This window comes from Extibacter muris (assembly GCF_004345005.1).
GTDB classification, from domain to species: domain Bacteria; phylum Bacillota; class Clostridia; order Lachnospirales; family Lachnospiraceae; genus Extibacter; species Extibacter muris.
On the sequence record NZ_SMMX01000004.1, the window covers coordinates 204,220 to 228,939 of the forward strand.

General features: G+C 48.3%; 24 protein-coding genes and 1 pseudogene. 5 read left to right on the plus strand and 20 right to left on the minus strand.

What is annotated here, in order from left to right; translation table 11 throughout:
• Nucleotides 1-8: 8 nt before the first annotated feature.
• The 7 genes from E1963_RS06535 to ppk1 all read right to left on the minus strand — a co-directional run bounded on the left by E1963_RS06535 (nt 9) and on the right by ppk1 (nt 9,026).
• A complete protein-coding gene (locus tag E1963_RS06535) occupies nt 9-1,577 on the minus strand; it encodes a putative ABC exporter domain-containing protein (RefSeq protein WP_132276663.1) in 1,569 nt (522 codons plus the stop codon).
• Nucleotides 1,577-2,272 (minus strand): ABC transporter ATP-binding protein, encoded by a 696-nt coding sequence (locus tag E1963_RS06540; protein ID WP_132276447.1) that lies wholly within the window; start codon nt 2,270-2,272, stop codon nt 1,577-1,579. Before E1963_RS06540 ends, E1963_RS06535 begins: the two co-directional genes overlap by 1 nt.
• A gap of 128 nt (nt 2,273-2,400) precedes the next feature.
• The gene (locus E1963_RS06545; RefSeq protein ID WP_132276449.1) at nt 2,401-3,201 is read right to left on the minus strand and encodes an MBL fold metallo-hydrolase; all 801 of its coding nucleotides are present in this window, start codon (nt 3,199-3,201) and stop codon (nt 2,401-2,403) included.
• Complete coding sequence (locus E1963_RS06550) at nt 3,202-4,080, minus strand: NAD(P)-dependent oxidoreductase (protein WP_132276451.1); 879 nt, start codon at nt 4,078-4,080, stop codon at nt 3,202-3,204.
• 52 nt (nt 4,081-4,132) lie between these two features.
• Complete coding sequence (locus E1963_RS06555; protein ID WP_132276453.1) at nt 4,133-4,804, minus strand: LbetaH domain-containing protein; 672 nt, start codon at nt 4,802-4,804, stop codon at nt 4,133-4,135.
• Nucleotides 4,805-4,854: 50 nt separating this feature from the next.
• The gene (locus tag E1963_RS06560; RefSeq protein WP_132276455.1) at nt 4,855-6,894 is read right to left on the minus strand and encodes a DNA topoisomerase; all 2,040 of its coding nucleotides are present in this window, start codon (nt 6,892-6,894) and stop codon (nt 4,855-4,857) included.
• Nucleotides 6,895-6,920: 26 nt separating this feature from the next.
• Entirely contained in the window at nt 6,921-9,026 is a 2,106-nt protein-coding gene (ppk1, locus tag E1963_RS06565) for a polyphosphate kinase 1 (RefSeq protein ID WP_132276457.1), read from the minus strand.
• A 105-nt stretch (nt 9,027-9,131) separates the two neighbouring features.
• Here ppk1 and E1963_RS19430 point away from each other — a divergent pair, with 105 nt between their 5' ends.
• A complete protein-coding gene (locus tag E1963_RS19430; RefSeq protein WP_207669403.1) occupies nt 9,132-9,425 on the plus strand; it encodes a hypothetical protein in 294 nt (97 codons plus the stop codon).
• A 417-nt stretch (nt 9,426-9,842) separates the two neighbouring features.
• Here the strand turns inward: E1963_RS19430 and asd are convergent, their stop codons facing one another.
• From asd to E1963_RS06595, 6 genes are all read right to left on the minus strand, one after another.
• Nucleotides 9,843-10,928, minus strand: coding sequence for an aspartate-semialdehyde dehydrogenase (gene asd, locus E1963_RS06570; RefSeq protein WP_117771774.1), 1,086 nt, complete (start codon nt 10,926-10,928; stop codon nt 9,843-9,845).
• Nucleotides 10,929-11,004: 76 nt separating this feature from the next.
• Nucleotides 11,005-12,387 (minus strand): argininosuccinate lyase, encoded by a 1,383-nt coding sequence (gene argH / locus E1963_RS06575; RefSeq protein ID WP_132276459.1) that lies wholly within the window; start codon nt 12,385-12,387, stop codon nt 11,005-11,007.
• A 76-nt stretch (nt 12,388-12,463) separates the two neighbouring features.
• Nucleotides 12,464-13,072 (minus strand): epoxyqueuosine reductase QueH, encoded by a 609-nt coding sequence (locus E1963_RS06580; protein WP_132276461.1) that lies wholly within the window; start codon nt 13,070-13,072, stop codon nt 12,464-12,466.
• Between the two features lie 62 nt (nt 13,073-13,134).
• Complete coding sequence (locus E1963_RS06585; protein ID WP_167482131.1) at nt 13,135-14,256, minus strand: sensor histidine kinase; 1,122 nt, start codon at nt 14,254-14,256, stop codon at nt 13,135-13,137.
• A 2-nt stretch (nt 14,257-14,258) separates the two neighbouring features.
• On the minus strand, nt 14,259-14,906 hold the full coding sequence (locus E1963_RS06590) for a response regulator transcription factor (RefSeq protein WP_132276465.1): 648 nt from the start codon (nt 14,904-14,906) through the stop codon (nt 14,259-14,261).
• A gap of 22 nt (nt 14,907-14,928) precedes the next feature.
• Nucleotides 14,929-15,540: a hypothetical protein gene (locus E1963_RS06595; RefSeq protein WP_132276467.1), complete on the minus strand. Its 612-nt coding sequence runs from the start codon at nt 15,538-15,540 to the stop codon at nt 14,929-14,931.
• A 149-nt stretch (nt 15,541-15,689) separates the two neighbouring features.
• On the opposite strand from E1963_RS06595, the gene E1963_RS06600 reads away from it, so the two are divergent.
• Nucleotides 15,690-16,457: an ABC transporter ATP-binding protein gene (locus E1963_RS06600; RefSeq protein WP_132276469.1), complete on the plus strand. Its 768-nt coding sequence runs from the start codon at nt 15,690-15,692 to the stop codon at nt 16,455-16,457.
• Nucleotides 16,450-17,247: an ABC transporter permease gene (locus E1963_RS06605; RefSeq protein WP_132276471.1), complete on the plus strand. Its 798-nt coding sequence runs from the start codon at nt 16,450-16,452 to the stop codon at nt 17,245-17,247. The genes E1963_RS06600 and E1963_RS06605 overlap by 8 nt, the downstream gene beginning before the upstream one ends.
• Before the next feature lie 200 nt (nt 17,248-17,447).
• On the opposite strand, the gene E1963_RS06610 is transcribed toward E1963_RS06605, so the two are convergent.
• Nucleotides 17,448-17,630, minus strand: coding sequence for a YjfB family protein (locus E1963_RS06610; RefSeq protein ID WP_132276473.1), 183 nt, complete (start codon nt 17,628-17,630; stop codon nt 17,448-17,450).
• Nucleotides 17,631-17,804: 174 nt separating this feature from the next.
• Between E1963_RS06610 and E1963_RS06615 the strand changes: the two genes are divergently transcribed.
• A complete protein-coding gene (locus tag E1963_RS06615) occupies nt 17,805-18,176 on the plus strand; it encodes a metal-dependent transcriptional regulator (protein WP_132276475.1) in 372 nt (123 codons plus the stop codon).
• A gap of 7 nt (nt 18,177-18,183) precedes the next feature.
• Here E1963_RS06615 and E1963_RS06620 read toward each other — a convergent pair whose 3' ends face one another.
• From E1963_RS06620 to E1963_RS06645, 6 genes and pseudogenes are all read right to left on the minus strand, one after another.
• Nucleotides 18,184-19,071, minus strand: a complete 888-nt coding sequence (locus E1963_RS06620) for a uroporphyrinogen decarboxylase family protein (RefSeq protein ID WP_167482132.1) — start codon at nt 19,069-19,071, stop codon at nt 18,184-18,186.
• A gap of 1 nt (nt 19,072) precedes the next feature.
• Nucleotides 19,073-19,918: a carbohydrate ABC transporter permease gene (locus E1963_RS06625; protein WP_132276479.1), complete on the minus strand. Its 846-nt coding sequence runs from the start codon at nt 19,916-19,918 to the stop codon at nt 19,073-19,075.
• A complete protein-coding gene (locus tag E1963_RS06630) occupies nt 19,915-20,664 on the minus strand; it encodes a carbohydrate ABC transporter permease (RefSeq protein WP_243117610.1) in 750 nt (249 codons plus the stop codon). The genes E1963_RS06625 and E1963_RS06630 overlap by 4 nt, the downstream gene beginning before the upstream one ends.
• A 156-nt stretch (nt 20,665-20,820) precedes the next feature.
• On the minus strand, nt 20,821-22,164 hold the full coding sequence (locus tag E1963_RS06635; protein ID WP_132276481.1) for an ABC transporter substrate-binding protein: 1,344 nt from the start codon (nt 22,162-22,164) through the stop codon (nt 20,821-20,823).
• 81 nt (nt 22,165-22,245) lie between these two features.
• Complete coding sequence (locus tag E1963_RS20525; RefSeq protein ID WP_243117611.1) at nt 22,246-22,746, minus strand: adenine deaminase C-terminal domain-containing protein; 501 nt, start codon at nt 22,744-22,746, stop codon at nt 22,246-22,248.
• 161 nt (nt 22,747-22,907) lie between these two features.
• Nucleotides 22,908-23,803, minus strand: a pseudogene (locus E1963_RS06645) (amidohydrolase family protein); the annotation flags it as partial.
• Between the two features lie 137 nt (nt 23,804-23,940).
• Between E1963_RS06645 and E1963_RS06650 the strand changes: the two are divergent.
• Entirely contained in the window at nt 23,941-24,720 is a 780-nt protein-coding gene (locus E1963_RS06650; protein WP_167482133.1) for a LysR family transcriptional regulator, read from the plus strand.

Genomic DNA, 24,720 nt, shown 5'->3' on the forward strand with positions numbered 1-24,720 from the left:
TGTTTCGACTAGTCCCACTGCTCCATCGTCTCAAACCTTCCGACCGTAAGCAGTGCAATAAGGACTGTAACTATCATACTATATATCAGGATAATAGGAAAGACAAAGTTAAAATTAATGAGAAATCCCATCAGTGCCGCCAGGCCGATGCCTACTCCTAATATACCTCCCTGGACAGCCATCGCAAAGATACTTTTTCCTGTATTGCCAAGCGTACTGCCGAGTATGCTCTCCCCGAGTATCTTGATATAGAGGCGGTTGGCCTGGAGCACACAATAGATCAGGATACACATCACTATCTGGTATGCCGGTATCCCCCATGCAATTCCAACAGGCACTGCCAGCACGATTCCGTCCACCAGAGACTTTATATGCTCCATCACAGTGGCGTACCAGAGCTTGCGCATCGGTTTGTCAGGTATGAGGAAAATATATGGATTGGCAAGCTCCTTGTTCCATTTGCCCAGATAACCGGTCGTGAGGAAAATCAGGTACGCCATCACGCCAAGCAGGGACAGCCCCGGCGGGATATGCTCCGGCGTATCTATCACAAAGACGCAGGTGCCAGCCCCTATGATGCTGTACAGAGTCATCGCTCCGAATATAAAATACTTTTCTTTCTTATATTCCAGCAGCTGCCTGTAAAATATAGCCTTTGCCCCGGTGCCGTGATAGTGCATTCCGGCCTTCTTGAACTTTTTCTTCTTGCCAATCGAGAGGACGACCTCTCCTTTTTTACTGCGGCTCTTCATCTCCGCATAATCATCCGCGAACTTAGCCGCGTCCTCATAATAAGCGCCGCTGCACTTCATCCTGAGCGCAACAGAAAGCATCCCCGCACAGCTCAGGAAAAACAAGGCTGCTCCGATGATATTCACAGTTGCAGGTCCGATTACTATAAGTCTCACCGCGGCTACACACCATCCTGCTACCGGTACGAGCTGCAGCGCCGGGAGATTGAAGATATCCTCAGCCGCGGCTGCTGAAAACCCGTTCTTCTTGATAAAGAGTACAATAATGACCGCAATGGCACCGATAAGGACGTATATGCTCTTGCAGATGATCTTTACCAGCGGCTCAAAACGCTTCTCTTTCGCATATAAGAAAACGATAAGACTCGCTTCAAGCACGGTCTCACAGACAAACAAGACAAAAAACAATAATGCCGCTTTCCCGACAGACAGATGGAAGATCGTGATACCTGCCAGCGCAATCACCACATCCATGATAAGGTTAATCACAAAATTCTTCACCGCGCCATATAGAAGAATCTTCTTGGGACTGATAGGAGCCGGAAAAATGAAATGTTGATGGCTCGGCTTGAAGATGACTCCCTTCAGCTTGGCATATAAGATGAAGTTGGAGCAGATTGCCAGGTAAACCCATACCGTAAGGATATAGACCAGCCATTTTACAGAATCGATTCCTCCGTTTCTTGCCAGAATCCCCCAGCCGGCCAGCAGCAGTACCAAATAGGCGCCGCCAAGCACGATGTAGATATATGTGACCGGCTTCTTAAGCGCTTTCTTCAGCCGGTTGGAAAACGTACGCTTCGTCAGATAGAGTAAAGCATCCATCACCGGTTACCTCCCGTCAGCTCAAAGAACAGGTCATCCAGATCTTTTCCGCCCACTTCTTCCTTCGTATAGGAGCCGATGATACGGCTCTTCTCCATCACGAACATGATATCCCACAAGTCTTCCACCATCTCAAGCATGTGGGTGCTGATCAGCACGGTCACTCCCTCTTCCTTGAGCTCCAGCACCGTCTCTTTCAGCTCCTTTATCGCTTTTGGATCCAGTCCGACCATCGGTTCATCCAGCAGTATGACTTTCGGCCTGATGGCAAGCGCGCAGCAGATGCTCACCTTCTGCATCATCCCCTTAGACAGTTCGTTGCCCAGCTTATCCTGCTTGTCTTCCATCTCAAAACGGCACAGTATCTCCTCTATCTCGTCGTCCGTAATCCCACTGTCGTATGCATGGCGGATATATTCAATATGCTCCCTGACCGTGAGCGCCTCAAACATGTTCGGTATCTCGGGCACATAGGCAAAACACTTCTTCGCGTCCATCGACTTTGCGGGGATCCCCTGTATCTGTATCTCTCCATTATAACGCAGCAGTCCCGCTATACTCTTGATGATGGTAGACTTCCCCGCCCCGTTCGGCCCAAGCAGGATCCCTACCCGGCCGTCCGGCACGAAAAAGCTCACCTGGTCCACTGCAAGGACCTTGCTGTATGATTTGCTGAGATTCTGTATTGCCAACATAACTTTTCCCTCCTGATAAGCTCTTTGCCCCGACCTTTTGTACTATTGATTTAATACAATAATACGTTAATAGGCACGCCTTGTCAAGACAAACTATCGCTATAAATGAAAACCGGGCAAAATGAATCCTACACTGTAAATATTTCTTTATCGTCAGGAACAAAGAGATTTCCGCGATAATACTGCTTCCCTTCCTCTGTGTACAATTTTTTTCTATACGGCAGATGTGTCTCTTCCGTGTGATATAAAATGAGGTTGGGAATGCCAAGCCTCTCAGCCAGCTCACATGCCTCCTTTACCGTACTGTGATGCTTTTCGTACGGATGGAAGATGTCAGCCTCCCGGTAAAGGCAGAATGCCTCGTGCATCAGCCAGTCGCTGCCTTTTACATAGCACTCTTCGCATGGATTGTACGGTTCATCCCCGCAGCACGTTATCTTATGTCCTTCACGCGTCACCATGGAGAACCCGAACTGCCTCGCTTTCGTGGAACCGATGTCAAAAAATGTCACATCCTGTCCGGTTATCTTCCGGCTCTCTCCGTCTCCTACTGTAATAATGCGGATACGTCCGCCTATATGCTTCGTCACTTTCTGTTGTATCGTCAGGCCTGCGATCGTCCGAATCGTTCCGGCAAGTCCGTCGTGGCAGTAGATCCTCAGTTCGCCCTCATATGCGCCCTGGTTCATCTTCTGTCCTATCATCCGTATCAGCCAGATGAGGCCGAGGAGATGATCGATGTGCTCATGGGTGAGAAAGATATCATGGATATCCGCAAGCTCGATATCCACCTCCTTCAATCGCTTCAGAATCTGGTTCCCACCGCCTGCATCCACAAGGAAATGCCGGCTCCCGTCAGACAGCGCGAAGCACGTATTATAGCACTCCGTAACCGCGGCATTGCCTGTACCCAGTATCGTAAGCTCCATCTATTCCTCCCCGCAGCTCTCTTCATAATGCTTGATCAGCGCCTGCGTTCCGAGATCGCCATAGCCTACGCTTTCCAGTTCCTCATAATTGGCCAGTGCCTGGCTGAGCACTTCCAGGCTGAGCCCGCTTAAATTTGCCTCAGTCAGTGCAAGCTTCATGTCCTTGATAAAATGCTTCATGAAAAAGCCCGGAGCATAGTCACCTTCCAGAATCTTCGGCCCGAATATATCCAGCTGCCTGCTTCCCGCGGCTCCGGTAGAGACAGACTGCAACACCGTGGACAGATCAAGTCCCTTTGCCTTTGCATAGGTCAGCGCCTCACACACCCCTGACAGCGTTCCGGCTATCATGATCTGGTTGGCCATCTTACAGTGCTGTCCGCTTCCCGGCCCTCCCTGGAAATTGATATTGGTGCCCGTCGCTTCAAAGAGGGGCATACAAGCTTCATAATCTTCCTGTCTTCCGCCTACGAGAATGGACAATGTACCTTCCCGGGCGCCTGTGTCCCCGCCGGTGACCGGTGCGTCCAGCACATGGAAGCCTCTATTGGTACCCTTTTCATATATCTTTTCAGCAAGCATCGGGCTCGTCGTCGTCATGTCGATGAGATACGTACCTTCATCTGCGCTGTCAAGTATATTTCCTTCTTCAAAATACACCTCTTCCACATCCGCTGGATAGCCGACAATCGTAATCACCGCGTCACAGCCTTTTACACAATCCCCGATAGATTCATGGAAAACGGCGCCCTCTTCGATAACATCCTCCACTTTCGCCTTCGCGCGCGCATAGATATGCAGTTCAAACCCCGCTTTCATCAAATTGCGCACCATAGATTTCCCCATGATTCCAACACCGATAAATCCTATCTTATTCATCGTTCCTGCCTCCTTTCGCATATCCCCCTGTGGGTATTCTTAGTTCTCGCTCTTAATCTTCCACTTTTTCTACCACTTCGCCCTGGCATTTGTAGATGCTTCCACCCGGCACATATCCCCTTACGGATGACAGTGGATAGATATTTGTATGGCTTCCTACCACGCTACCCGGATTCAGGACTGTTCCACAGCCGACCTCGACTTCATCCCCAAGCATCGCGCCGAATTTCTTAAGCCCGGTCTCAATATTTCCCTCAGGCGTCTTGATAACGACAAGCTTCTTGTCAGACTTGACATTGGACGTGATAGAACCTGCTCCCATATGGGATTTGTAACCAAGCACAGAATCCCCGACATAATTATAATGGGGCACCTGCACTTTGTTAAACAGTATCACGTTCTTCAGCTCCGTAGAATTACCCACGACCGCGCCTTCTCCGACTATGGCATTCCCACGGATAAACGCACAATGCCTCACCTCCGCGTTCTTTCCGATAATTGCCGGACCGTTGATATAGGCAGACGCAAATACTTTCGCAGACTTTGCAATCCATATATTGTCCCCGGCCTTGTCATACTCGTCTGCCGGCAGCGTCTCTCCAAGCTTCACGATAAATTCGCCTATCTTCGGAAGAACTTCCCACGGATAGGTAATTCCGTTAAATATATCCTTTGCTATCGTCTCTTCAAGCGTGTACATTTCTTTTACTGTCAATTCCTTCATAATGATTCTCCTTTTCCGCCGGTCTGGTGCCGGCCTTGATGATTTATAGTTTATTTTGTGTCTGCCTTCTCTTTTCCCTTTTCCTTCTTGTAAAAGCGGGATGCTTTCTCATAGAACGTGCGCAGCTGGTACTGATTGTTCAATCCCTTTACCCCGTTCGTGCGGCTTACGATGAAGTGGTCCAGCTTCGTCATATATTCATCTGGCGTAATCTCCCCGTCCGCCACATATGTAAGCCCCTTTTCCCAGCTTGCGGTGAGCTCCGGGTTCAGAAGAGATCTGATCGACTGGTCTACCACATCATATATCATCTCTCCCTGCAGGGTCGGCGTCACGATCTGGGTCTTCTTGTTCAGGGCAAGGTATTTGTTGCCTATGAGCTTCTTCAATATCTCTCCCCTCGTTGCACTTGTCCCGATACCGCTGCCTTTTATCTGGGCGCGCAGTTCTTCATCTTCAATGAGCTGCCCGGCATTTTCCATCGCCAGGATGAGGGAACCAGAATTATAACGTTTGGGCGGCGATGTCTTGCCTTCCTTGATATCCAGTGATCGTACCGGGAGCACCATCCCCTTTTTCAGCCCCTTTATCTTCTCGAAGAAGCGGTTGTCCGTCTCCTGTCCGCTTTCTTTGTCGGTCCCTTCCTCCGTCTCCTTGCTGCTCTTATTCTGTCCCGGAATCCCCGCCACTTTCAGGTACCCCTCCTCAGCCAGCACTTTAAAGCTGGAGAAAAAGCGTTCTTCCTTAATCTTTGTAACGATAGACACTTTCTGATAGACCGCAGGCGGATAAAAAATGCTCAGGAACCGCTTCACGATGACATCATACACCTTCTTCGACACGGCACTGAGGCCATTCAGCGCCCCCAGTCCCTGCCCTGTCGGTATGACAGCATAGTGGTCCGTAATCTGCTTGTCGTTCACGTATCTCGTCTTGGCGAGCCCCTTATGGCTTCCGTAGGAGACGATTTCCCCGAGATAGGCAACCGCCGGCTCATACTTCATCAGCCCGTTCAGGTTCTTATGTATTTCCTTTGCCACTGCGGTGGACAATACACGTGCATCTGTACGGGGATAAGTGACCAGCTTCTTCTCATACATCTCCTGCACAATCCGCAGCGTCTCGTCCGGACTGATCTTAAAACGCTTGGAGCATTCATTTTGAAGCTCTGCCAGATTGAACAGCAGCGGCGGGTTCTTTTTCTCTTTTTTCTTTTCTATAGATTCAATACTGCATATAACAGGAGCCGGTTCCCTCAAGTCTTCGATGAGGGCCCTGGCATCTTCCTCGTTCAAAAAGCCGTTTTCCTTGTACAGCTTCGGCGATTCAAACCATGCTGAACCTTTGACCGCACGCCACTCTCCTTCAAATGACTGTCCAGAGTCTCCGATGGTACTGATGACACGGTAAAACGGCGTCTCCACAAATTCCCGGATTTCCCGTTCCCGCCGTACGACCATACCGAGCACGCACGTCATGACACGCCCTACAGAAATCACCGAATACTTCGTGTGAAGATAATTGGATATGCTGTTTCCATACTTTAACGTGAGAAGCCTGGAAAAGTTGATTCCCATCAGATAATCCTCTTTTGCCCGCAGATATGCGGAGGCAGAGAGATTATCGTACTCTTTCAGGTCTCTGGCTTCACGGATCCCTCTTAGAATCTCTTCTTCGGTCTGGGAATCGATCCATACTCTGCGGCGTTCTTTTCCATGGACATCGGCCTGCTGCTCCACAAGACGGTAGATATATTCCCCTTCCCGTCCCGAGTCGGTACATACGTAGATCGTATCCACATCTTCCCGGTTCAGCAGCCCCGCCACGATCTTGTACTGCTTTTCCACCGACGGTATGACTTCATACTTGAATTGCTCCGGTATAAAAGGCAGAGTCTGGAGGCTCCACCTCCTATACTTCTCATCATAGCTCTCCGGATAGCTCATGGTCACCAGATGCCCGACGCACCAGGTCACGATAGAATCATCCGACTCCAGATAACCGTCTCTTCTTTTCGTTGTTAGCTTCAGTGCTTTGGCAAATTCCTGTGCCACACTGGGTTTCTCAGCAATATAAAGTGATTTCCCCATATGATATATCTGTACTCCTTCGTTGTCTACTTTCCAAATAGATGTCTTATTTTGTCAAGAAAAGTCTGCGGGTTTTCCGGCGCCTTCCACTTTGCGTTCAACGACTCCTGCATAAATAATGCCTGGGAATCTGTACGCGGTTCTTCCTGTTCTTTCTTCTCATAATTACCGTCTGGCTTAAGCACCCTCGCTTTCACGTTATCCGTCAGCATAATCTTCAGGTAATGGTTGATCTGGCGCCCGATGTCCTCATCCAGCACAGGACATGCCACCTCCACCCTTTTCTCCGTATTCCTCGTCATCATGTCCGCGGAACCGATATATATCTTCTGGTCTGCCCCTGTCCCGAAGCTGAAGATGCGGGGATGTTCCAGATAGCGGCCGACGATGCTCGTAACCGTCACATTTTCCGTATAATCTTTGACTCCTGGTAATATACAACATATTCCCCGTACAATCAAGTCTATTTTTACACCGGCACGTGACGCTTCCGACACCTTTTCAATAAAGTCGACATCTGTCAGCGAATTCATCTTCATGACAATGCGTCCGCTGCCGCCTTTGCGGATCTCTTCATCCATCAGGTACAGTACCCTCTGCTTCAGGCTTGTCGGTGCCACGATAAGCCTGTTGTACATTCCGTCCAGATTGCTGATAGACATGTTCTTGAAAAATTCAGATGCGTCCCTGCCAATCTCCGCATTTGCCGTCATAAGAGACAGGTCCGTATACATGGCGGCCGTCTTCTCATTATAATTCCCTGTTCCGATCTGGGTGATATATTGGATTTCATTCCGGTTCCTGTATGTGATGAGGCATACCTTGGAATGTACCTTATATCCGTCAAAACCATATATGACACGGCATCCTGCTTCCTCCAGCCGCTCCGACCAGTCAATATTGTTCTGTTCATCGAACCTCGCCCTCAGCTCGATCAGGACCGTCACTTCTTTTCCATTTTCCGCCGCTGCACACAGATACTCCACCAGACGCGCCTTCTTAGCCAGCCGGTATATCGTTATCTTAATCGTCAGTACATTCGGGTCTGTGGAGGCTTCCTTGATCAGCCTGAGAAATGGATTCATGCTTTCATACGGATAGTACAGCAGCAGGTCCTTCTTCCTTATCTGCTGCTTCATCGGGCTTCCATCCTGCACTTGGGCAGAATTCTGGGGGGTGAAGGCCGGATATACGAGGGAGCGCTTCATCGCCTCCGGCAGATTGCCGCTGATAGCGAACATATAAGCGAGCTTCATCGGCATCTTTGTCCGGAATATCTGATTTGGCTGTATGGCAAACTTCCCGCAGAAATACCGTTCCATCTCCTCGCTCAGCTTCTCTGCCACCTCCAGCCTTACAACAGCCATCCTGCGCCGCTTGTGCAGCGTCTCCTTCATCAGGTAGCGGAAATCGTCATTTACCTCAAGCGCCTCATCATCCGGAGCTATGTCGGCATTTCTCGTGACGCAGATATAATTCTTGTCTGTCACTTCGTACTGCTCGAACACCAGATTCATATATTCCATGATTACCTTTTCCATACGGATATAACGGATGTCATGTCCCGGCAGATACAGTATGTCTGACACGAACTGCGGAACTGGTACGATGCCCTGCATCGTCTTATCCTTATATTTCAGATTTGCCGTCACATATATCTCCTTGTTCAGAAGATGCGGAAAAGGATGGTTCGCATCTACAATCTGTGGAGATAAGATTGGCAGAATCTGCTCCTTAAAATACTTTTTCACATACTTCTTCTCCGACTGTTCCAGCTCTTTAAAGTCCAGGCCGCAGACACCGTAGGGGCTCAGCTGCTTCTTGATCTCCGCATATGTCTTATCCCGCTCCTTGTAAAGCGGCGCCACCGCCTCGAAGATCTTCTCCAGCTGTTCCCCCGGCGTCATGCCGGAGCGGCTGTCAATCGTGTTGGAATCCGTCTGGACCATATCGAAGAGGCTGCCCACCCGTATCATGAAGAACTCATCCAGATTACTCGTAAAGATAGCCACGAACTTCATCCGTTCCAGCAGCGGCACGGTCGGATCCTGTGCCTCTTCCAGTACCCTCTTGTTGAACTTCAGCCATGACAGTTCTCTGTTCTGTGTGTAGTTTAGAATATCATTTTCCATACTTATAACCTCATCCTTCTTTCGTATTCCTGAAATGTAAATAGTATATGCAACCAGGCATTATTTTCAGAATACCAGATCAGAGCAGCTGCCTCTACCACGTATGTGTTAAATGCACGTAAAATCTCTTTACATTTTATCACTTATCGTATGCAAAATAAAGCCTCATTTGAAGCAGCTGGAAGTTTCGTAAAGTGGGCTGCGGACTGGGAGCCGGGTGGCATCTGCTCCGATGCGTCCGAGGCTCCGACTAGCCCACGGCCTCCTAACTTTGCGGCAGAGTCGCTGATAGCAGCTCCTCTCCCACAAACCAAGGATTCCGGGACGGATTCTCCGCCTCTTCCGCTTGCACCTGCGCATCTCCCACCCGGCTCCCCGCCCGCTATATACTTCACTTAACAAGGGCGAGGGCGGCTGTGTGGCGTTACTGGCCAGCATAAAGCAGCTGGCTGCGTAAGCTGGCTGGTAATACTATAGTAAACTTAACATGTGCAGTATAGAGAACAAATCAGTCTTTGTTTAGCGTTTGCAGCGAGGCGTGCACGCCGTTGCTGCAGGAAGAGCCGGAATCAGGCAGGGGATGCCATCTCATAAGCATCCCCGTACCTGATTCCGGCTCTTTTTCATTACGATTACCTTTAACTAAGGTTATCAACCTGCTTAGCCCCTTATCACTATGCTGACATAGCCAAAGCCCTACCATCAGCCGACAATATCACACAGCCGCCCCCGCCCGTGCCAGTAAAGCAGATAGCCGAGGGGGAGCATCTGCCCCATACCTCCCCAGCGGCGTCCTAGTTTACTACCTCTCCACATTTACTTGTGCGTGATAAATCCTTTTGCTGTCAGTGTCTCGGCACAGAGTACCGCTCCGCCTGCCGCGCCTCTTACCGTATTGTGTGACAGGCCGATGAACTTATAGTCATAGATGGTATCTTCTCTCAGACGTCCGATGGATACGCCCATTCCATTTTCATAATCCACATCCAGCGTAACCTGGGGACGGTTGTCATCCGGCAGATACTTGACAAACTGCTTCGGAGCGCTCGGAAGTCCGGCCTCCTGCGGAAATCCCCGGAAGCCTTCTAGCTTCTCGATGAGCTGCTCCTTTGTCGGCTTCTTCTCAAAGTTGATGAACACGGCAGCCGTATGTCCGTTGAGCACAGGCACACGCACGCACTGGCAGGATATCTTGGGCAGTTCGGCCTTGACGATCTCTCCTTGTTCCACTCTGCCGAGCACACGCAGCGGCTCCTGCTCGCTCTTCTCTTCTTCTCCTCCAATGTAGGGGATTATATTTTCCACCATCTCAGGCCAGTCTTTAAATGTCTTTCCTGCACCTGAGATTGCCTGGTATGTCGTAACAACTACTTCTCTGGGTCCGAATTCTTTCCATGCGGCAAGGCATGGCGTATAGCTCTGAATGGAACAGTTCGGTTTTACCGCGATGAAGCCGCGGGTAGTGCCAAGCCTGCCCTTCTGCGCCTCGATGACCTCAAAGTGTTCCGAGTTGATCTCCGGTACCACCATCGGGACATCCGGCGTCCAGCGGTGCGCGCTGTTGTTGGATACGACAGGAGTCTCGGTTCTGGCATATGCTTCCTCGATGGCTTTGATCTCATCCTTCGTCATGTCGACTGCGCTGAAAACGAAATCGACAGATTCCGCTACCTTATCTACCTCGTTTACATTGGCAACGACCAGTCCCTTGACCGCTTCCGGCATCGGTGTCGCCATCTTCCAGCGGCCTCCCACGGCCTCCTCATATGTCTTTCCCGCCGACCTTGGGCTTGCAGCCACCGTCGCCACTTCAAACCACGGGTGGTTCTCAAGCAGAGAGATGAAACGCTGTCCGACCATGCCCGTTGCTCCTAAAATACCTGCTCTCAGTTTCTTTTCCATAATAATCTTCTCCTTTTCACCGCACGGCGGGGGCAGACCCTTGCGGACGGGGCCTGGTCCCTGTGCCTGTTCTGTTCTAATATTCTTCCATATATTTTCTGTAATAGGCAATCGTCTCTTCCATCGCCTGCCTACCCGGCGCTCCGGCGGTGACCCGCTTGTTCACGCATGTTTCAAGGCTGATGGCTTCATAGATGTCCTCTTCAAATACTTCCGATATCTCCTTGTACTCTTCGAGCGGAAGTTCATCCAGCGAGATTCCCTTTTCTATGCATGTCAGAACGAGCTGCCCTACGATGCCGTGGGCATCCCGGAACGGCACTCCGTGGTTTACGAGATAGTCCGCCGCGTCCGTGGCATTCGTAAAGCCGTTCTTCGCGCTCTTCTCCATCCGGTCTTTTCTGAATTCCATCGTCCTTATCATGCCGGCAAAAAGCACCAGACAGCCCTTTGTCGTATCGATGGCGTCAAATACCCACTCCTTATCCTCCTGCATATCTTTATTATATGCAAGTGGAATCCCCTTCATCGTTGCAAGCATGGCATTCAGCGCACCATACACCCTACCGGTCTTGCCGCGGACAAGTTCCGCGATGTCCGGATTCTTCTTCTGCGGCATGATGCTGCTCCCGGTGCTGTATGCGTCATCAATCTCCACAAACTGGTACTCGTTGGAATTCCATATGATTACTTCTTCTGAAAAACGGCTCAGATGCATCATGATCGTCGAGAGCGCCGACAGCAGCTCTATCAGGTAGTCCCGGTCGGATACGCCGTCCATGCTGTTGAGCGTCGGACCTCCGTCAAAACCGAGCAGCCTCGCCGTATATTCCCTGTCGAGCGGATAGGTCGTACCAGCCAGCGCACCAGAGCCGAGGGGACATGTGTTCATCCTTTTATAGATATCCTGCAGCCTCTCGTGGTCTCTTCTGAACATTTCAAAATATGCACCCATATGATGGGCCAGCGTTATCGGCTGTGCTTTCTGAAGGTGCGTAAAGCCCGGCATATATGTATCGATATTGTCTTCCAGGATAGAAAGTATGGCCTGCAGCAGCCCCTCCACCAGGTTGTCGAGCAGATGCACTTCATCCCTCGTGTAAAGCTTCATATCCAGCGCCACCTGGTCGTTCCTGCTCCGGCCGGTGTGAAGCTTCTTTCCCGGATCGCCTATCCGGTCGATAAGCGTTGCTTCTACGAAGCTGTGGATATCTTCATACTTGTCGGATATCTCAAGACGTCCGCACTCCACGTCATCCAGGATGCCTTCCAGCCCCTGGATGATCTGGTCTTTCTCGTAATCCGTCAGGATGCCCTGCCTTGCAAGCATCATCACATGCGCGATACTTCCTTTTATGTCCTGTGCATAGAATCTCTTATCAAAAGAAATTGATGCGTTGAAACTGTATACAAGCTGGTCTGTCTCCTTGGTGAAGCGACCGCCCCATAACTGTGCCATATGGTTTTCTTCCTTTCGTGTAGAATCATTGTAAAAGATTTTATCATATTTCTGTATAAAATCAAACGAAAATGCATTATTTTGCACGTTTAAATGAAAATTCGCATCCGCAGTAATCCTGCCTGTACAGTCCGAACTCCTTTGACAGCTCTATGGATCTCTTGTACCCGTTCTTTTTCTTGAAATCCGACTGCAGATATCTGACCCCAAATTCTGTTTCAAGCCTTAACCCAATTTCATTCAGCCTGTCCGCATTCTTCAGCGGACTTATGCTGAGCGTCGTGGTAAAATACTCAAAACCTCCCTTGGCAGCCAGCTCCGCTGCTTCCCTGAGCCTCAGCTCATAGCACTTCAGGCAGCGTTCCCCGCCTTCCTTCAGATGTTCCATCCCGGCTGCCATCTCATAGAACCTTTCTCTGTCATAATGGCCCGCGATAAATGAGACCGGATGTTTCGTATCCATCTCTCCTATCAGCGTCTGCTGTTCCAGTATCCGTTTCGTATACTCGCTTTCCGGATAGATATTTGGATTGTAATAGAATACGGTGATGTCGAAGCAGTCGCTCAGATATTCCAGCACATAGCTGCTGCACGGCGCACAGCAGCTGTGAAGCAGAAGCCTCGGTATTTTATGTTCACGTTTCAGCTTTTCTATCAGTTTGTCGAGTTCTTTCTGGTAATTCATCTGTCTGTTTCCCCTTGCACATTGTCTTTGCCCGGCAGCATACACCGGGATTACTGTATTTATTAAGTATATGGCATTTCAGCGGAAGGTGCAAGCCTCCTTTTTATGCTCCCCCATATGAGCTTTGCTGTTGTACCCGTCATCTCTGACGTATCATACTTCAGTTTCCACCTGTGGATTCCGGCGATGTCCTGGCAGATGGCAAGGCCGTAGCCATGAGGCTTTAACCCGGCCTCTTCCCTTGGCTGGAATGAAGCTCCATTCCAGACGCAGAGCCCATTTTCATCTGCTGTGACCTTCACATGTCCGCCGGCATTCACTGCATTGGAAATCATATTATCCAGCAGGCAGCGCACAAGTGTCGGTTCACCGTTTATCTTCCGTATGCTTACATCTAATTCAATACCGGCATAAGCCCGCCTTATTTCCTCCAGCATATCCGGAATATCTATCGGGACAAAGGAGAGCTCCCCTTCCTTGACATTGCCCATAATCAGCAGCTTATCCACCACATCTTTCATGCTGCGTGTACTGCTTACAATCTGCTGTGCCGCGAAGAACCGGTCTTCTTCCGTTATATTGCCCATCATCATATACTGTGCATATCCCTGTATGCCTGTCAGCGGAGTTCTCAGTTCATGTGCAATCTGGTTCACCGGACGGAATATCCGCTTCATCGTAGCATAAAGCATGATTCCGATAACCGAAGATATAAGTATTCCAGCCGCGGCTGCACCATAGAGCTTCCTGTTTTGAAGCTCGTAAAAGGACTGTATGTTTTCCAGATAAGTTATCTTCAGCAGCTGGCTTCCGCTCAGAACTTCGTCATGGATATAGAGATGCTTCGTGTCCCCATATGTCAGGATTCCAATCCGACCCTCCGGTATATCTTCCAGAGCAATCTTATCTGCCAGCACGATATCCCCGAAGTGCACTTCGAGCAATATTCCCGCCTTTTCATATCTTTCCGCCATATAGGCGACATCCGTCCCCATATGTCCCCCGTCCAGCTCTTGTATGGACTGCATGGCATATGCGATTCCCTGCTCGCTGTCGATAGCCCGTTTCGTCAGATAGCTCAGATCATTTCTGAAAGAGAGCGAAACCACTGCAAACAAGCATGTGTATACTACTATGACAAATAAGGCAAACGTCACGAGAAAGTTTTTCTTCCAGATCTGCATCGTCATATCTCCAATCTATACCCATATTTAAATACGGTCTTGATTTGATCTTCCAGCCCCAGCTTCTGGCGGAGGCGGCGAATATGCACGTCGACAGTGCGGTCGTCTCCATAATAATCCATTCCCCATGCCAGATCCAATATCCGGCCTCTGGAAAGGGCGATATTGCGGTTGTCAAGCAGCACCTTCAGCAGAGCGTATTCCCTGTGCGTCAGATCTACCGGCTCTCCATCCCTCCTGACAGAAGCGCTGCAGATATCGACCTCCGTCCTTCCAAGCTTATACAGCGTCTGTTCCCTGTGCTCCCTGCGGAGAACGACCTGTACACGGGCAGACAGCTCATCCAGAGCAAAGGGCTTCACGATATAATCTTCCGCACCCGCCATCAGCCCTTTTACTCTGTCCGGTATCTCATCCCGCGCCGTGACACAGATGACAGGGATATCCTCTGCCTTTTCCATCACCTCAAACCCGTCCATGTCCGGAAGGCTCAAATCCAGGAGCATGAGCGCCGGTCGCTTCTCCTTCACGGCTTTAAGGGCCTCACGGCCAGTATATGCCGGAAGCCCTGTGTGTCCCATCATTCTCAATGTCCTCTGAATGAGTTCATTGATGCTTCTATCATCTTCTACAATCAATATCTCTGCCATCTCTTTTTACGTCCTTTGCACCTCAGTCTTTCGGATGGTCGGAGGTCTCATAGGCGAGCGCACCTATTTCTTCCAGCTGTTCTGCGGTCAGATCTGATACGACTGCCTGATCCGGGTCGATATCATATTTGCCGCATATCTCTTCTATTACGTCTCTTCCCCCTCCGAAAGCATAGATCTCATCGATATATATTTCCAGCGACATTGTCGCATCCGAATAGCCATTGTCTTCCTCTATGGCCTTCTTATCCTCATTCTCTTCCAGCAGCGGATTGGCCCCCATGTCTTTTAACAGGATGAGGACTTCTTCATAATTGCGCATTTCTGCCGTAACATCTTTCATCGTTACCGTCTCATAGTCCAATCCGAATTTGCGGCACACTTCCTGGCCTATGTCCGCATAGCTGTCATTCAATACATCTTTGTATAATGTGCCGTCCTCCCACGGTACATTCATCTTGGGGGCGTCCTGCTCCCCGGAGCCGCTTTCCGTCTCCTTTTCCGCTGCCTTGACCACGTCCTTTTCGGTCCTGGCTCTGGAATATGCGATTCCTGCCCCCAGACATGCCGTCAGGCATACGACCAGGCCGGCGGCCGTCAAAGCTATCCTGTGCTTTTTCCATAACTGTTTCATATCATCTGCCCCTTTCTTTGATTTATGATGAGTTGTCTCATCTCTACAATCCCATCATAACGGGGACTTGTTTCAGACTTATTACGTAGGCACCCTTTTTACATTTTCACATAAACTAACTATATATCATCCAGGCTTAGGAGGTTTCCATGGATCAAATATTAGAGCTTCGGCATATCCACTACGCCTATCACAACATGGAAGGTGAAACCCCTGCCCTTATCGACATTTCATTTTCCATGAATAAGGGAGAGTTTGTGGCGATCGTCGGACCATCCGGCTGCGGCAAATCCACCTTATTATCCATTATATCAGGACTGATAGAGCCGGAAAAGGGTCTGATTAAAATCAACGGTAAATACTTAAGAGAAAGTACCACCAACATCGGCTATATGCTTCAGCATGACCAGCTCTTTGAATGGCGCACAATCTATAACAACGTGATACTCGGGCTGGAAGTCCAGCATATGCTGTCGGCAAGAAGCAAGGAGAAAGCCCATGAACTGCTGGACACTTACGGGTTGAAGCAGTTTGAGAACTCCAAGCCGTCAGAATTGTCCGGCGGCATGCGCCAGAGGGCGGCTCTTGTACGCACGCTCATCCTAGAGCCTGATATCTTACTACTGGATGAACCGTTTTCAGCTCTTGACTATCAGACCCGCCTAAATGTCGGGGATGACATCGGACAGATTATCCGAAGAGAAAAAAAGACCGCGATACTGGTAACCCACGACCTTTCAGAGGCCATCTCGCTGGCAGACAGGGTAATCATCCTGACCGACCGCCCTGCAACGATTCTGCAGACGCTGCCTCTGAAATTCGATTTAGAAAAGGACACTCCGCTGAACCGGAGAAATGCCCCTGAATTCAAGACATATTTTAACTTAATATGGAAGGAGTTGAACACGAATGAGTGAATTGTCCGCCGGTCAGCGGCACTTCCTTTCCCAACAGAAGCGGCATAGACGAATCGTCAGCGTATCCCGTGTCCTCATACTACTTAGTTTCCTTTTTATATGGGAATTTACAGCAAATGTAGGCATCATCGATTCTTTTATCTTCAGCAGCCCATCCAAGATAGCGCTCTGCTTCTGGGGAATGCTCATAGATAAAAGTATCTTTCTTCACATAGGAGTCACCCTGTATGAAACCATCTTAAGTTTCATCCTCGTAATTGCCATCAGTATTCTGATGGCAGTTGCACTTTGGTTCAGCCCGAAGCTGTCAGAGATACTGGACCCTTACCTGGTCGTCCTGAACAGCCTGCCAAAGTCAGCACTGGCTCCTCTCCTGATCGTATGGCTCGGAGCCAATACTACCACGATAATCGTGGCCGGGATGTCGGTTGCGATCTTCGGCAGCATACTGAACCTGTACACGAGCTTTACAACCGTAGACCCTGAGAAGATAAAGCTCATATATACGCTGCACGGTTCCAAGTACCACGCACTTACGAAGGTAGTCATACCAAGCTCGATACCGGCCATAATCAGTACGATGAAAGTCAATATAGGGCTCTGTCTCGTAGGGGTGATTATCGGGGAGTTCCTGGCCGCAAGAAACGGTCTTGGATACCTGATTATATATGCAAGCCAGACATTTAAGCTCGACTGGCTCCTGATGTCCATCGTGCTTCTCTGCATTATGGCAATGGGGTTGTATTCGCTGATAAACTTTCTGGAGAGAATCTATCAAAAGCGGGTATGACTTTGTTGCACAGCAGTAGGCTGATGATGATATATATGTGCCGGGCCTGTCCCATTATACGCACAAAACAGCTGCGGTTAATCCACAGCTGTCTACATAACCTTCTATTATTTTTTATCACTTCACTTCTGTCAAAATTCCACACCCACGATGATAATAGCCTTCTCTATTTTCAAAATCTCTTCCCGCTTTCATATATGTCATGCCTGGACATCCACATGGCGTCCTAATTCCTGAGCAGAAGGAAGCATGTCCAGAAGCTGATGTGCTGCTATTTCCTGATTATCCATCGCTTTCTTCGTTATAGAAAAATTGACGTTCATATGAAGCTTTGCAGTACTTAATGCCACACTTGTCTTTGCAATTCCTGTTGCCAGATCCATCTTCCATACCTCCTTAAGTATATCTATATAGTATATCGGCAGAACAGTGTACTAACTTAACTAAATACTGCCTTTGTATTCAAGAGCATGTTAAGATGGATATAATTGCAATCTGTTTTTACTCTTGTTATAATTGTTACATAATTATAACTCATTAAGAAAGTAGGTGCCCCTATGAAAATACAGGAATCCGCAGAAAACTATCTGGAGACGATATTGATGCTACAGCGGCAGAAGCCTTGCATACGTTCTATCGACATCGTAAATGCACTCGGTTTTTCCAAACCGAGCATTAGTGTTGCCATGAAAAACCTGCGCAACAACGGATATATATCAATGGACTCTGACGGGCATATTACGCTGACTACTTCAGGCCTGGAAATTGCCGAAAAGATATACGAACGTCATACCTTTCTATCAGCTTGGCTTTCCGGCCTGGGTGTTACACCTCATGTTGCCGCAGAGGACGCATGCAGGATTGAACACGTCATCAGCGCAGAAAGCTTTGCCGCACTCAAGAGACATGTAAAAGAAATGGCCAAATAAGTATGCTTTATTCATATTCAAATAACAATTGCATATTCTCTTTTGGAGTTCCTTCCATGATGGAACATCCCGTACTTAGCACAAAGTTAGGGAACCCCCGGCAGACATCAATAATTCTCCGCACTTCCTCCATCACTTCATATTGCGTGCCATATCTGAGCACGGCCGGACTGACATTTCCCATTATAACTATCTGCTCATCAACTAGCCGGATGCAGCTTCCAATGTCAGTGGTAGAATCAATGCTCAACACCTCTGCACCGGTCTGCACCATATATGGCGTATGCTTCAAAGTTTTTCCACAGACATGCAAAAATCCGGGCATATCCGTTTTCTCATATATCTTGCGAAGATACTGTCCTGAAAACTGCCAGAACTTCTTGGGGGACAGCAAGGATGCGAGTGGTTCCGCAATCCAGAAAAAATCTGAACCGGTTTCCTTTTCCAGCTCTGCCAGTTCCTCCATACGCTCCGTAACATAAGAGACAAATTTTTCCACAAATTCCGGCGCTCTTACCAACATCTTTAACATTCTCTCTGCCCCAAGGATACCCGACACCACGGTCAGAGGACCAAAACATCCTCCACCCGCCAGGCCTTTCGTATGTTCTTTCTGCCTATATAAAAGTGTGGCTTCCCTTTCAAAATATGACTCATCAAAAAACCCGGATTCTATTAATCTGTCTAATTGATCTGCCGTTTCCATCTGTCCTTCAGACACAGCCGTCAGGACCGGCGTGATTTTCTGCAATTCAAACCCCATCGCCTTTGCCATCTCCAGATGTCCCATACAGAGAAAATCAAACTCTTTTTCCCCCTCCCAGATTGGACTCACTACCCTTTTCCCCTGTTGTTTTTCCTTTTTCATTACATAATCTGCTATTTTCCCAGCCATACTATTTCCCCACATCTCTGAATACATAACCATCGACCATAGTTCTCTGGCCAAAGTAATACACCAGAAGCGCCGGGATTGACACCACAACGGAGCCGGCCATCAAGATTGGAATCGTACTGTTATTCGTTGAGCCATAAGATGCATTCAGATAACTAAGACCAATCGATATCGTATAATTTTCACTTTTAGTGATATAAATCAACTGGTTAAAGAAATCCCCCCATACCCCGATGAATATATTCAATACCATCACCACATACACTGGTCTCGCCATTGGCGCTACAATATACAGAATCGTTTTCAAATCATTACAGCCGTCCAGCCGTGCAGAATCAAGCATTACATTGGGAATCGTCAGGAAATACTGCCTCAGGAAAAAAATGTAGTATGCACTGGTTGCAAAAAAAGCCGGCACCCAGAGTGGTAATAGTGTTCCATACCAGCCTATTTTAGCAAACAGGATAAACTGAGGAAAGAACGTTATGGTTCCCGGCATCATCATTGTCAGAAGCACGAACAGGAATATTTTGTTTTTATACCGGTATCTTCCAAAAGCGAATCCATAAGCTGCCAGCGAACAGGAAACTACTGCGCCGGCTACATTCAGAAGACACAGTTTGACCGTATTCCATACATATTGTTCGAAATGATACTGTGTAAATAGTTTTACATAATTTTCAAGATGCAATTTATCCGGAATCCATTGTATCGGCCTCGTAAACACATGGAGAGGATCTTTTACGGAACTGATAACCATCCATATGAAAGGAACTAAAAATACAGTTGCTATTACACATATAATCAGATAGCGAAAAACCGCACTTTTTCTGTCGCCACTTCTCATGCCAGTTTGCCCCCTTCATCAGATTCATAATATACCAGCTTCTCCGAAGCTTTCAGCACAAATACAGACAATACAAATATAATAATCAGAAGCAGCCATGCCATTGCGCAGGCCTTACCCATCTTTTTATACATAAACCCGTTCTTATATACATAATACACATAGAACAACGTCGAATTATCTGGTCCCCCATCTGTCATAATATAAGCCTGCGTAAAAGTCTGCAGCGTACTTATCATCGTTGTCAGAAATGCAAAAAGGATAATCGGGCTCATTGACGGAAGTGTAATAGAAAATAATTTTTTCCAAAATCCCGCCCCGTCCAACCTCGCCGCTTCATAGAGGCTGAGAGGTACTGCCTGAAGGCCTGCAAGATATAAAATCAAATTTCCTCCAATTGTCCATATACTCATAATAACCATTGCCCACATAGACCATTGTGAATCCGATAGCCAGCGGGGACCTTCTATTCCCAGTTTCCCCAGAAAATCATTCAAAAGTCCGTACTTTGAATTAAATATCCACTGCCACAGGATCGCCACTACTACTCCTGATAATACAGAGGGCAGATAAAAGATTGTCCGAAATAAACCTATAAAGCGGCCCTCCATATTCAATAAAATCGCAGTCATTAAAGATAAGAACACATTCAATGGCAGTACAATTGCAGCAAAGATGCCCGTAACCTTCACTGACTGAAAGAATAATTCGTCCTGGAATAACCCTTTATAATTCTCAATTCCCACAAATCTTTCCGGCGTCAGTACATCCCAGTCCGTAAAGCTGTAATACAATGACATAATCATAGGAACCAGTGTAAATAGCAGAAAGCCAATTATCCATGGGCTGATGAACAGGAAAAACTTCATTTGTTCTTTCTTCTCTCTTGCGCTCACTTTTTGCTATCTCCCGCTCTCCAACATCTCTTCCAGGCCACTTTGAATTTTTTCTAACGTCTCCTTGACTGTTAAATCACCGTTATATAGCTTATCAATTGCGGGCTGCCATACACTGTCCACTGTTTCCTGCCAGTTTGTAAGCTTAGCGTCCACATTTACTGCATTGTCCAGGGATGTGACACGCAAGATATGATTATCCGGCGCTCCCTCCATATTGATTACCGCATCTGATTCAGCCACTTCCTTATCAACTGTTGTAATAAGACCCGTAGAAGCAAGAATCTCCTGGCCTGCTTTCTCCTGCATAAAGGACGCAAGCGCCCATGCAGCTTCCGGATATTTCGTATCCTTCGGTATGCAATATCCTGCCATAAGAGATACATAGTGGGAATTCACATCTTCCATCGGAAGCGCAGCAAGCCCCATATTGAAGTCTACCCCAGAACGATATACACATTGATAAACTCCATCTACATCCATAGCTATCTGGCCGCCGTCAAAACCACCTGTTACCACTTCTGTACCTTCCGCATCCGGCGCATATCCATATTTATTAATCAAATCATACCACATCTGCAATGCTTCCTGGTTAAGCTCACTATTCACCTGTACTTCTGACGGATCGTTTACATCATCATATAACTGTCCGCCAAATGCAGCCATATATGCCTCAATCTGTTCATGACCTTTTCCGGCCGTAATCGCATACTGGTCCGTCTCACCATCTCCGTCTTTATCAATCGTAAGCTTATCACAGGCAGCAAGAAAATCAGACCATGTCCAGTCTTCTGTAGGATATGGCACCCCCGCCTCGTCAAACAAATCCTGATTATAGAATAGCAAAAAAGTATCCGCACCATTCACAGTTGCTACCATCTTATCTTCATACTTAAATGCATCATATAAATTCGTCGCATACACAGAATCATCCATGAACTGTTCATTATTATCAAAATACGGCTGCATATCTAAAAGCAGGTCCTGGCTTGCCCATTTCTGAAAATATTTCGGATGGCCATATATGACATCCGGCGCTTCTCCTGCCAGCATCATCGTCTCTACCTTAGTGAGATAATCATCATTGATTGGTTCAAACTTCACCTTTACATTCGGATATTCTTTCTGAAATGCGTCCAGAACCTCTCTATCTGTTTCCAGCTCTGCGTCACTTCCCCATGCCGTAAATACAATCTCTCCCTCCACTTCATCATGCGGAACTGTTCCGGCTGTCGTGGCATCTGCCTTAGCTTCATCCACATCACCTGATTCTTTACCGCCACACCCAGTCAAAACAAGCCCTGCGGCCAGGCTCATGATGAATAGACTGCTAATTATTCTTTTCCTCATAAACTTTCTCCTTTGTCAAACATTTATTTTACTGCACATTCTATCATCGGAGAATATATATTGTCCAATTTATTTTTTATATCATTCATTCCTACTATTTAAAAAACAAATAATTGTTTTTTGATAAGTTGTCGCCGCCGCCCCTCTGCTGATACAGTCTCCTGTGACGAAGCCATAGCCGATATTGCCATTGATTCCATGTCTTTCAAATACTGCAGCCAGCATACAGCCACTGCCTTCCCATTGGAGACGTCCGTCCTTTACCGGCATCACCCTATGGATTTCCTTCGTCTGCGTGCAGCCGTCCTGTACCTGGATGACACGCACTTCCGCCTCCTTTTCTGCAATCCCTTCTGCGGGTATGAGGTCATGGGCGGTAAGTCCCGGCAGATGCAGGCTGTCATAGAATGCCTCCGGGAAAGCATAAGTGCTCTCCTGCTTCTTATGAGCCCCTTTCCGATAGATTTCTCTTCCATCTTTGAACACGCGTTCAGGCTCGAATCTGCTGCACTCTGCCGCTTTCAGAAGCTGGAAGTCCGTTTTTCTGCCCGGCGCGATTGCCCCTCTGTCTCTTAAGTTCATACGCCGCGCCGGAGTATAGGAAACGCAGTATATGGCCTCCTCCAGAGGAATTCCCCGACACACACGACACCGTCTTCGTCCATCAGATGTTTCATCTCTTCAAATCCGATTACCCCTCCTGTCGTCTCAAGACTGCGGTTCGTGGACGGCACGCTGCTTTGGATTCCATAATAGATATCTATCGGAGCATCTTTGGCGCCGTTGATCATCTCATGGATTCCTGAGACGCCGACTACATTGGCAATTTCATGGGGCTCAGATACCAGGGTCGTCACCCCGCACTCAGCCGCCCGTTCTCCGAACGATACCGGCGTCATCATGGAACTCTCTATATGCATATGGATATCGACGAAGCCCGGCAGCATCCGGTTCGCCCCGACACCGAGCACTGCCCAAAAGGTAGAAAAGAAATCGGGCACGAACTATGCTATCAAAAACGGAATATATGCAAAATTCAACGCTCTCATGAAATCAATATTCATAAACTGTCCGCCGATACCTGCCGCATCGTCAGCAGGCTCTCCGGCATCTTCGTGACACCGAACGGGATGCCCACGATAGTGGTTGCCGCGATGGCAAGTATCATATCTCCCTGGATCTTCCTGGACTTCAGTATCAGCAGGATGATAAAGCCGATGACCGCGCTGACCGCATGCTTCAGGCTGACAGGGATGACCCTCACGACCGCTTCCCTGAGTCCCAGGAATGATATGGCAATGAACAGCACGCCGCTCCAGAAGATGACGCCTGCCGTCACGGACGGCGCTATCCCGTCATTTGCCATCATTGCCGTCACTATCCCTACGCTGCCAAGTCCCGGCGCCAGCGCAAACGGCCGGTACGTGTATAGCGCCATCGCGCATGTCGTGAGGATGACGAGCAGGAACAGCACCGTGAACATCACATGCTTGTCAAGCCCTGCCAATTCCAGCATGTTCGGAACGGTCGCGAGCACATAGGCCATCGTCACAAATGTAGTGATTACGGCCAGAAGCTCTGTCTTTATATCGGTGTGAAATTCTGATAATCTAAATTGTTTTTTCAGCCACTGTCTCATAAAGTTACTCGCCTATTTTCCTCATTGTATTTTCTTGCTTCTTTTGCCCTTTCATTGTATGATAACCATAATTGATTGTCTAATTCATCTTGGCCATAGGCACCATTCCAAATGAGAATACTTCCGGAGATATTGTTATGAATATTCATGAACTTAATTACGTTATCTGCATTGCAAAACATCAAAATATTACAAAAGCGGCCCAGGAACTCTTCATTTCCCAGCCGACACTGAGCAAGCATCTGAAGAAGATGGAGCGCGACCTGGGCCTGAAGCTGTTCAACCGGATAGACAGCTGCTATATCCCAACTTTTGCCGGCAGACGCTACATGGAATATGCTTCCAAAGTGCTTGCACTGACACAGGACTGGGAGAAGGAGCTTGGAGACCTGCTCTCGCTCAAGGACGGGGAACTGACGGTAGCGTTCCCGCTTATGCGCAGCTCCTGTATGCTTCCTTTTATCCTGCCTGCTTTTCACCGGCTCCACCCTCACGTAAAGGTGCGCTTTCTGGAAGAGACCCATGCCATACAGGAGCGGCTGCTGGAAGACAGCCAGATAGATTTCGCCGTGTTCAGCGAAGAAACTATACATCCGAAGCTGGACTGTGAAAAGCTGGGCAGAGAAGAGATACTGCTCGTCGTCTCCCAAAAGCACCCGATGGCAAAAGGGCTTCCTGACTATCAGGAGGCGCGGGGTTCCTACCCGGCTGTGGACTGGGACATACTGAAAAGCGGGACATTTATCCTCAATTCACCGGAACAGAACACCGGCGCAGTTACGGCCCGGCTTCTTAAGGAGCACTATGTGAATCCGTCCGTCTCCTTTTACACCCGCAATACCCAGGCCGCCCTTCTGCTCGTCCGGCACAATGAGGGATTCTGCTTCGCACCGGAGACGGATTACAAGCAGCCATAA

What these genes read in the sequence shown, in the direction of transcription:
- E1963_RS06535 (WP_132276663.1), bottom strand. Translation starts at nt 1,577, where the DNA reads ATGGATGCTTTACTCTATCTGACGAAGCGTACGTTTTCCAACCGGCTG.
- E1963_RS06540 (WP_132276447.1), bottom strand. Translation starts at nt 2,272, where the DNA reads ATGTTGGCAATACAGAATCTCAGCAAATCATACAGCAAGGTCCTTGCA.
- E1963_RS06545 (WP_132276449.1), bottom strand. Translation starts at nt 3,201, where the DNA reads ATGGAGCTTACGATACTGGGTACAGGCAATGCCGCGGTTACGGAGTGC.
- E1963_RS06550 (WP_132276451.1), bottom strand. Translation starts at nt 4,080, where the DNA reads ATGAATAAGATAGGATTTATCGGTGTTGGAATCATGGGGAAATCTATG.
- E1963_RS06555 (WP_132276453.1), bottom strand. Translation starts at nt 4,804, where the DNA reads ATGAAGGAATTGACAGTAAAAGAAATGTACACGCTTGAAGAGACGATA.
- E1963_RS06560 (WP_132276455.1), bottom strand. Translation starts at nt 6,894, where the DNA reads ATGGGGAAATCACTTTATATTGCTGAGAAACCCAGTGTGGCACAGGAA.
- ppk1 (WP_132276457.1), bottom strand. Translation starts at nt 9,026, where the DNA reads ATGGAAAATGATATTCTAAACTACACACAGAACAGAGAACTGTCATGG.
- asd (WP_117771774.1), bottom strand. Translation starts at nt 10,928, where the DNA reads ATGGAAAAGAAACTGAGAGCAGGTATTTTAGGAGCAACGGGCATGGTC.
- argH (WP_132276459.1), bottom strand. Translation starts at nt 12,387, where the DNA reads ATGGCACAGTTATGGGGCGGTCGCTTCACCAAGGAGACAGACCAGCTT.
- E1963_RS06580 (WP_132276461.1), bottom strand. Translation starts at nt 13,072, where the DNA reads ATGAATTACCAGAAAGAACTCGACAAACTGATAGAAAAGCTGAAACGT.
- E1963_RS06585 (WP_167482131.1), bottom strand. Translation starts at nt 14,256, where the DNA reads ATGCAGATCTGGAAGAAAAACTTTCTCGTGACGTTTGCCTTATTTGTC.
- E1963_RS06590 (WP_132276465.1), bottom strand. Translation starts at nt 14,906, where the DNA reads ATGGCAGAGATATTGATTGTAGAAGATGATAGAAGCATCAATGAACTC.
- E1963_RS06595 (WP_132276467.1), bottom strand. Translation starts at nt 15,540, where the DNA reads ATGAAACAGTTATGGAAAAAGCACAGGATAGCTTTGACGGCCGCCGGC.
- E1963_RS06600 (WP_132276469.1), top strand. Translation starts at nt 15,690, where the DNA reads ATGGATCAAATATTAGAGCTTCGGCATATCCACTACGCCTATCACAAC.
- E1963_RS06605 (WP_132276471.1), top strand. Translation starts at nt 16,450, where the DNA reads ATGAGTGAATTGTCCGCCGGTCAGCGGCACTTCCTTTCCCAACAGAAG.
- E1963_RS06610 (WP_132276473.1), bottom strand. Translation starts at nt 17,630, where the DNA reads ATGGATCTGGCAACAGGAATTGCAAAGACAAGTGTGGCATTAAGTACT.
- E1963_RS06615 (WP_132276475.1), top strand. Translation starts at nt 17,805, where the DNA reads ATGAAAATACAGGAATCCGCAGAAAACTATCTGGAGACGATATTGATG.
- E1963_RS06620 (WP_167482132.1), bottom strand. Translation starts at nt 19,071, where the DNA reads ATGGCTGGGAAAATAGCAGATTATGTAATGAAAAAGGAAAAACAACAG.
- E1963_RS06625 (WP_132276479.1), bottom strand. Translation starts at nt 19,918, where the DNA reads ATGAGAAGTGGCGACAGAAAAAGTGCGGTTTTTCGCTATCTGATTATA.
- E1963_RS06635 (WP_132276481.1), bottom strand. Translation starts at nt 22,164, where the DNA reads ATGAGGAAAAGAATAATTAGCAGTCTATTCATCATGAGCCTGGCCGCA.
- E1963_RS20525 (WP_243117611.1), bottom strand. Translation starts at nt 22,746, where the DNA reads ATGAACTTAAGAGACAGAGGGGCAATCGCGCCGGGCAGAAAAACGGAC.
- E1963_RS06650 (WP_167482133.1), top strand. Translation starts at nt 23,941, where the DNA reads ATGAATATTCATGAACTTAATTACGTTATCTGCATTGCAAAACATCAA.